General features: G+C 70.6%; 8 protein-coding genes and 1 tRNA gene. 4 read left to right on the plus strand and 5 right to left on the minus strand.

Annotation, left to right across the window (positions count from 1 at the left end; all coding sequences use genetic code 11):
- The 3 genes from ACZ5CZ_RS38525 to ACZ5CZ_RS38535 all read right to left on the minus strand — a co-directional run.
- Nucleotides 1-617, minus strand: a 617-nt coding sequence (locus tag ACZ5CZ_RS38525) for a biotin carboxylase N-terminal domain-containing protein (protein ID WP_468949500.1), incomplete at its 3' end; no start/stop codon positions are given.
- Nucleotides 618-670: 53 nt separating this feature from the next.
- Nucleotides 671-1,618, minus strand: coding sequence for an NAD-dependent epimerase/dehydratase family protein (locus ACZ5CZ_RS38530; protein WP_468949502.1), 948 nt, complete (start codon nt 1,616-1,618; stop codon nt 671-673).
- A gap of 34 nt (nt 1,619-1,652) precedes the next feature.
- Nucleotides 1,653-2,684, minus strand: a complete 1,032-nt coding sequence (locus ACZ5CZ_RS38535) for a ScbA/BarX family gamma-butyrolactone biosynthesis protein (protein ID WP_385847112.1) — start codon at nt 2,682-2,684, stop codon at nt 1,653-1,655.
- 466 nt (nt 2,685-3,150) lie between these two features.
- On the opposite strand from ACZ5CZ_RS38535, the gene ACZ5CZ_RS38540 reads away from it, so the two are divergent.
- Both ACZ5CZ_RS38540 and ACZ5CZ_RS38545 read left to right on the plus strand, forming a co-directional pair.
- The gene (locus tag ACZ5CZ_RS38540; RefSeq protein ID WP_385847114.1) at nt 3,151-3,954 is read left to right on the plus strand and encodes a response regulator transcription factor; all 804 of its coding nucleotides are present in this window, start codon (nt 3,151-3,153) and stop codon (nt 3,952-3,954) included.
- 102 nt (nt 3,955-4,056) lie between these two features.
- On the plus strand, nt 4,057-4,692 hold the full coding sequence (locus tag ACZ5CZ_RS38545) for a ScbR family autoregulator-binding transcription factor (protein ID WP_468949505.1): 636 nt from the start codon (nt 4,057-4,059) through the stop codon (nt 4,690-4,692).
- A gap of 286 nt (nt 4,693-4,978) precedes the next feature.
- On the opposite strand, the gene ACZ5CZ_RS38550 is transcribed toward ACZ5CZ_RS38545, so the two are convergent.
- A complete protein-coding gene (locus ACZ5CZ_RS38550; protein ID WP_450792469.1) occupies nt 4,979-5,533 on the minus strand; it encodes a TetR family transcriptional regulator in 555 nt (184 codons plus the stop codon).
- Nucleotides 5,534-5,820: 287 nt separating this feature from the next.
- On the opposite strand from ACZ5CZ_RS38550, the gene ACZ5CZ_RS38555 reads away from it, so the two are divergent.
- Both ACZ5CZ_RS38555 and ACZ5CZ_RS38560 read left to right on the plus strand, forming a co-directional pair.
- Nucleotides 5,821-5,893, plus strand: a tRNA-Arg gene (locus ACZ5CZ_RS38555).
- Nucleotides 5,894-6,006: 113 nt separating this feature from the next.
- Entirely contained in the window at nt 6,007-6,351 is a 345-nt protein-coding gene (locus ACZ5CZ_RS38560) for a hypothetical protein (protein WP_385847118.1), read from the plus strand.
- Between the two features lie 94 nt (nt 6,352-6,445).
- Here ACZ5CZ_RS38560 and ACZ5CZ_RS38565 read toward each other — a convergent pair whose 3' ends face one another.
- Nucleotides 6,446-7,630 carry a tyrosine-type recombinase/integrase gene (locus ACZ5CZ_RS38565; RefSeq protein ID WP_468949508.1) on the minus strand — a complete coding sequence of 395 codons (1,185 nt, stop codon included), beginning with the start codon at nt 7,628-7,630 and terminating at the stop codon, nt 6,446-6,448.
- Nucleotides 7,631-7,779: the final 149 nt, after the last annotated feature.

A 7,779-nucleotide genomic window follows, 5' to 3' on the forward strand; every position in this document is an offset into this window, starting at 1 on the left:
CGCGGCCGGTCCAGGTAGCGCTCGACGAAGCACTCGCCGCGGCCGAACGCGGCCACCGCCTCCCGCACCGCCGACTCGTACAGCTCCGGCACCTCTTCCAGGGTGCGGGCCACCTTCAGACCACGCCCGCCGCCACCGAAGGCGGCCTTGATCGCGATCGGCAGGCCGTGCTCCTCGGCGAAGGCGACGACCTCGTCCGCACCCGAGACCGGGTCCGGGGTACCGGCCACCAGCGGCGCACCCGCCCGCTGCGCGATGTGCCGGGCTGCGACCTTGTCGCCGAGGTCGCGGATGGCCTGCGGGGGCGGCCCGATCCAGATCAGGCCCGCGTCCAGGACGGCCTGGGCGAACTCGGCGTTCTCCGACAAGAACCCGTAGCCGGGGTGGACGGCGTCCGCGCCGGACTCCCGGGCCGCGTTCAGGATCTTGTCGATGACCAGGTAACTGGTGGCCGGGGTGTCACCGCCCAGGGCGAACGCCTCATCCGCCGCGCGGACATGCACAGCATCCCGGTCCGGGTCCGCGTAGACGGCCACGCTCGCGATCCCGGCGTCCCGGCAGGCCCGGGCCACGCGGACAGCGATTTCGCCACGGTTGGCGATGAGCACCTTGCGCACGATGTTCCTACTCCTGACTCGTGTGTTGACTGCGTTCATGACGTACCGAGGCTTCAGGCTGCCTGGAGGGACGCGCGGTACCAGGGCGCGGCATGCTGGAAAGCGGTCTCGAAACCGTCGCGGGGCACCCGGCCCAGGGCGCACCAGAGCGGCGCGCAGTCGAAGAAGTGGTCGGTCGTCAGCATGTCGAGCACCGCGGTCGACCGGGCGTCCCCGGCGAGCATCGCACGGGCCTCGTCCGGCGTGAGGTCATGGTCCGGCCAGGGGGTCCCGGTGCACTCGGCGACGGCGCGCAGGACGCGGTGGGCGGTGACGGGAACCGGGTGCCCGGCGTGGTAGACGGACGCGGTCAGGGCGGAGGCGGGTGCGAGGGCGGTGGCCAGCAGCAGTTCGGCCAGCTCCGACACGGCGATCACCGACATGAGGGCGGGCCAGCCGGCCACGGTGCCGGGCAGCGTGCGCAGGAGGCGGGTCAGGCCCGGGCCCACCCAGCTGTCGCCCTCGCCGTAGACGAGATGGGGCCGCAGCACGATGCCGCCCGCCGAGAGGACGGCGTCCTCGGCGATGGCACGGGTGCGGGAGGTGGGCGAGCCGGGATTGCGGGTGAGCTGCTCGGGCCGGCTGCCGACATAGGTGCCGCGGCCGTACACGGAGGCGGTGCTGAGCTGCACGATGCGGGAGACGCCCGCGCGGCGCGCCTCCGCCATCAGGGCGGTGCTGCCGCGGGCGTTGACGGCCTCGTTGGCCTCGACGCTGCCGCCGATCTGGGCGGCGCAGTGGATGAGCACGTCCACGCCGTCGCACACGCCGCGCAGGCTGGCGGGGTCGGCGAGATCGGCCTGGACGACCCGGACCCCGGAGTGGGAGCCGGACGCGGGGCCGGGGCAGGAGACGGGACGGCGGTACGACATGAGCCGTAGGGCGGCCCGCTGGCGTCCTGCGGCGCGGGCGACATGCCGGCCGACGAAGCCGGACGCGCCGGTGATCAGGATGGTGAGCATGCGCAATTCCCCCGAATGCGATCGGCTCAGTGTGTCAGGCGGTGCGGGCGGTACGGGCGGCGGTGGCCGGGTTGTTCGAGGTACGGGAGCCGACGGTCAGCTCCGCGGTGAAGAGGGTCCGGTCGTGCTGGGTGCCGCGCACGGTGACCCGTACGTCGTCGGTGTCGCCGCACGGCTCGGGGTGGGCCTCGATCCAGCAGGGTGCGTCCAGTTCGGCGTACCGCGCGAACTCGCCGCGCAGGCCGAGCACCAGGGCGTCGGGCCGGCCCGAGGCGGCGTGCGCGGCCTGCCGGGCGGCCTCCAGCAGCACCATGCCGGGGACGTGGTCCACGGGGTGGTCGAAGTAGGTGGGGTGGGCGGTGTCCACCGACAGCTCCCAGCGGTTCCGCTCGCCGGGTGCGGGCTCGGCGAGGACGACGTGCCGGGCGCTGACATGGCCCACGGCGGACGGGGCGAGCGTCGGCGGGGCGGGCCGCGGGGCCGGGGTGTACGCCGCCGCCCGGTCGCCGCGCACCCGCCGGTACACGCCGGGGCTCATGCAGCGGAAGGACGCGCCGGCGGTGGCCAGTTCCCGGCCGTCGCGCAGCACGGTGACGTCGTAGCGCATCCCGCACAGCGAACCGTTTCTGCGGACGATGTCCCGGCAGACGGTGCGCAGTTCGACCTCCGTGGGCACGACCCCGGCGACGAGCAGGTCGGGCGCGGTGGTGCAGGAGATGTCCGCCAGCAGGAACTGGTGCCCGAAGGGGACGCCGAACTCGGCGTGGGCGAGGAGCGAGCCGATCTGCCGGACCGACTCCACCAGGAGCATGGGGTCCTGGTAGCCGTCCTCGCGGGCGAAGAGGGCGTGGCTGCGGGGCCACTGGGCGCGCACCGTGAAGGCCTCGGCCCGGTCGGTGGCCGGGGTCGCGTCCACTTCCCAGCCCGTCAGGAAGACTTCCGACACGGCGGCGCGGTGGACGTACTCACGGGGGACCGTGCTGGTCAGCCCGCGGGCGGGCCTGCCAGGATGCGGATCCGGGTCGGGCAGGGTGGATGTGCTGGATCTCTGGTCGGTGTACGACATGTGCAGCGCTCCTGTCAGTGACCGGGGCAGGGGGCAGCAGGCCGTACGCCGGATTCCCCCCGCAGCCGACTTTCTGCGATCCCAAAGATACAGACAGGTCAGTTCGTTTTTTCAAGTAAATTTTTGATTCGCACATGGACGGCACACTTCCGCTTCCCGGGTTTGCCATGTATTGGCCCGGTCTGCCCACGCCCCCAAGCGAAACAGGCAGGCATGTACGGTTGCCGGTCTACCCGGGGCCCCAAATCCCCCTCGACCGGACACGGCCGACGGCCGCCAAGAACGCGCCAACTGCCCAGCGCATGGGAGCAATTGTCCATCACCGCAGGCCAAGCGGCACAAGGTCAAACCTTGCAGCGCTACCCACAAGAACCGTTGACAATCAGACAAGTCTGTTTGGTACCGTGATGCTTGTGAGCGTTGACCATCCGGTCATGACGTGACTGTGATGTCCCAGGAGGAGCACATGGATCGGCAGACCGTGGATCTACTCGAGCCGACGACGGAGCGCCGCCAGCCCTACCGCCCGCAGGCCGCCGTCCAGCCGCCGCGGCGCCCGTTCCCCGCGCAGGCTGCCGCCGGCCCCCAGCCCGCGGCCAACGAGGGAGCCCTGCGCGTGCTCGTGGTGGAGAACGACGCCCGAGCCGCCGAGACCCTGCTCAAGGGCCTGGTCCGGCAGGGGCACAGCACCCAGCGCGCGGCCACCGGCGCCGAGGCCCTGCGCGCCCACCAGGACGCCGACCTGGTGCTGCTCGACCTCGACCTGCCCGACCTGGACGGCCTGGAGGTCTGCCGCAGCATCCGGGCGATCAGCGACCTGCCGGTCATCGCCGTCACCGCACGCGACTCGGAACTCGACCGGGTCCTCGGCCTCCAGGCCGGCGCCGACGACTACATGGTCAAGCCGTACGGCTTCCGCGAGCTGCTGGCCCGGATGGAGGCGGTGATGCGCCGCGCCCGGCCGCGCCCCGCCCCGGCGCGGATCATCCACCACGGCGCCCTGCGGATCGACGCGAGCGCACGGGTCGCCACGCTGGACGGCCGGCGGGTGGACCTCACCCGCAAGGAGTTCGACCTGCTGTACCTGCTCGCCTCGCAGCCCGGCAAGGTCGTACCGCGGCGGCAGATCATGGCCCAGGTCTGGGACGACGCGTGGTCGCCGCAGGGCCGCACGGTGGACACCCACGTCAGCACGCTGCGCGGCAAGCTCGGCTCCAGCGAGTGGATCACGACCGTCCGCGGCGTCGGCTTCCGGCTCGGCCACCCATAACCCCTGGTCGCCCCACCCCTCGGGCAAAGGTGTATTACACAGCCGACCTTTGCCGATACTATACAGACAAGTCTGTTAGATCACGGGTAAGGATGCGGCACCATGGCACAACAGGAACGCGGCAAGCGATCCCGGCGCTCGATCCTGGAGGCCGCCGCCCAGGTGTTCGACGAGCGCGGCTACGACGCGGCGAGCACCAACGAGATCCTGGCCCGGACCAGGCTCACCCGCGGCTCGCTCTACCACCACTTCCCCTCCAAGGAAGCGATCGCCCTGGCTCTGATCGACGCGCACGCCGAGGCCCTGGGCGCGCCGGACCAGCCGATCCGGATCCAGAGCGTCATCGACCTGACCCTCCAGTTCGCCCAGGGCCTCCAGCACGATCCGGTCCTGCGCGCCGCCGTCCGCCTGACGGTGGAGCAGACCTCCCTCTCCTGCCCGCCGGAAACGGCCTACGAGCAGTCCAAGACGGCCATCACCGAGCTGCTGGGCCAGGCCGCGGAGCGCGGGGAGCTGCTCCCGGGCGTCGACGTCCGGGAGGCCGCCGCGACGATCGTCGGCTGCTTCACCGGCCTCCAGATCATGTCCCAGGCGTACAGCAAGCGACTGGACCTGCCGGAACGCATCGGCGTCTTCTGGCGCTTCCTGCTGCCGGGCCTGGTCATCCCCGGCCTGATCGGCCGCCTGCGCACGACGCCGCTGCCGGTGCCGGTGCCGGAAATCGCCCTGGAGGCGTGAACCCGGGCGGGCGCCTACGCGCGGCCGGCGCCTAGGGCTGCCGGGGCATTCGTACGACTGCCGGGGCCTCCCACGGCTGCCCGGGGACACTCACACGGCTGCCGGGGTCTCCCACAGCTGCCCGGGGACACTCACACGGCTGCCGGGGTCTCCCACAGCTGCCCGGGGACACTCACACGGCTGCCCGGGACAGTCCTCTCGTGGGCCGGGACCCATCGGAGGCCCGGGGAAGCCACCCGGGGCCTTGCGGCCCCTCCCCCACCCTCCCCTTTTCTTCCCTCTCTTCCTACTTCACCTGACGGAAGAGGGGGCGCAGGAGCTCCCAGAGGCGCTGCGAGGTCTTGGCGTCCCACCAGCCGACGTCGCTGTGCCCGAGCGATTCCAGCCCCGCGGCGACGACCACGGCGAGATCGGCGAGGTCCGCCGCCGCGAACGCGGCGTCCTGACACCCTTCCTCGACCCGCTGATGGACCAGGGCCAGCATGTCGTCGCGCAGCCGGGGCGGCCCGGCGGACCCGTCCACGGCGAGCTGCATGCCCGCGCGGACGATCGTCTCCGCCCGCAACGCCGCGCCCAGCGCCACGAGATAGCGCTCGGGGGCGTCCTCCGCCGGCCCGTCGAAGGCCTTCTCCGTCAACGCGAGAACCCGGTCACGGGCCGCCTCGTACACGGTGGCCGCGAGCGCCGCTATGGAGGGGAAGTGGTGATACAGCGCCCCCCTGGTCACCCCGGCCCGGCGACAGATGTTCACCAGCCCGGCCTCGGCGAGCGGGCCGTCCGCGATCAGCTCGGCCGTGGCCCGGACGAGAGCCTGACGGGTCTGTTCCGACCGAGTCTGCATCAGGCTGCACCTGCCTTCCCACCAAAGATGTGACCAACATGTGGGCACCGCAGGCCCGAGACCAGCGACACAGTGGAATCATACAACCCAGCCTGTTTTTTGTGACAGCCCGTTGGCAACTTGATGTCGAAGAGGCCGGAAATCTACCGGAACTCGTCTACGGCGCGAGAGGCGCTCTAGTTGAAACCAGACAGACTTGTTCGTTACCCGCCCTTCCACCCTCCCCCCCGACCCACCCGCTACACTGACGGCGGAACAGCGGTCCCCACGGACCGCCGACCACAGCCGCCTTCGTAGCTCAGGGGATAGAGCACCGCTCTCCTAAAGCGGGTGTCGCAGGTTCGAATCCTGCCGGGGGCACAGAGAAACACCAGGTCAGGCGCCCTTCCGTCCAGCGGACGGGAGGGCTTCTGCGCTTGCAGCACACATATGGCACACATGCCGTGCGCGCGGATGGTGGGGAGCTGTGCAGGATGGCCGTCAGGGATGAGCTGGCCCGGCGCCGGTACGAGAAGCTGATCGACCGGCTCGAATCCATGATGCGGGCAGCTCTTAAGCCGCAGTTCCCGGGCTACCACGGTCAGCTGATCCTGAGTGGCGACGATCTTGCGGAGTTGGGCGACCTCAAGGACGTCCGGCATGCCGCTCGGGAAGCGGGACGTCGTCTCGGCTGGAAGACCACCACCCGTCTTGTCGGTGACCGGCTCTTCGTGCTGGACGAGCGGAAGGTACCTGAGGAGATCGAGCGGCTGGCCGGCGACGAGACCGCTGCTGCGATCGACCGAGCCCGGCGGGAGAGCCGGCGACCGCGCGAATGACCTGAGTCGAGGGTGACGCAAGGGGCCGCCCCACCGCTCAGCGCGGTGGGGCGGCCCCTTGTGTTGCGGCTCCCCGGCCCGGATCAGACCCACATCACGCTGCATCGTCCTCCAGGGCGGCCACCTCCTCGGCGGCCTTGCGGGCCTTCTTCTCCGCCTTCTCCAGCTTGGCCTTCGCCTTGGCCAGTTGCTTGGAACGGCGCTTGTGCATCTTCTTCGAGACCTCGTCCAGGCGGTCGGGGAAGAGATGGCCATACGTGTCCAACGTCAGGGTCGCGGACTTATGGCCCAGCATCGTCTGTACGACGTTGACGTCCGCGCCGCTTGCGATGGCCAGCGAAGCCGCCGTGTGCCGCAGCTTGTGCGGGGTGACATTAAGGTGCCCCAGCCCGGCCTTCACGACCGCCGGCGCGAAGAACCGCTGACGGAAGTTACGGGCCCGCAGCGGTCCGCTCTGCGGGGCGGTGAAGAGCAACTCCTCGTCTGCCCGCCCCTGGACGTGGGGCTTCAGCTCCTCGGCCAGGAACCGCGGGATCGGTACGGACCGGCGCTCGTGGTTCTTGGGGGTGTCGAGGTAGAGCTTGCCGTTGTCCTCGGCGTACGCCTCGATGATGTGGGCCCTGCAGGCGTCGAGGTCGACGCGGCCCACCTTCAGGGCGGACGCCTCGCCCCAGCGCAGGCCGGTGTAGGCCAGCAGCAGGATGAACACCCGGTAGGCACCTGACGCGTTGGCCAGCGCGTCGACCTGCATGTCATCGAGGTACACGTGGTCGGCCGGCGCCGCCTTCGGCAAGGGCACGCCGACAGCCGGGTTGACCGCCAGACGACGAGCCTTGACCGCGTAGCCGAGAACGCGGCTGAGGACGACGTACGCCTTGCGGACCGAGCGGGGGCTGAGCTTCCTGCCGCCGGTCGCCTCGCCGGACAACAGGTCCGCGAGCCACTCGGCGATGTCCTCGAAGTGGATGCGGTCCAGCGGAGTGGTGCCCCATTTGGGGATCACATGGACGTCGAGGACGCCTCGGTATCGAGCCCGGGTGGAGCGCTTGAGGTGGATCTGCGCGGCCAGCCAGGACTCCGCCACCTCGGCAAATTTCACGCGCGCGGCGGCAGGATCACGGTAGGAGCCGTCGTTGAGTCGGGACTCCATCCTCGTCCGCTCGATCTCGGCGTCGACCTTGCGGGCGAAGGTCTTCATCTTCGGCTTGCCGTCGGGGCCGTACCAGCGCACGCGGTAGCGCCCCGGTGGCGTACGACCCGCCCGCTTGGCCTTCGCCACGGCCCCTGCATACGCCACGTGCCCTATGCGGTCCTCAATCCAGACTCGTGCCAACTAGGCAGTTTCGTTTGGATCATCGGGCGGACCAGAGGAAGATGCCCGCGATGTGGAGTCCGGCCTGGTAGATGGTGGCGGTCTTCTCGTAGCGG

Source organism: Streptomyces sp. NPDC031418 (assembly GCF_055581605.1).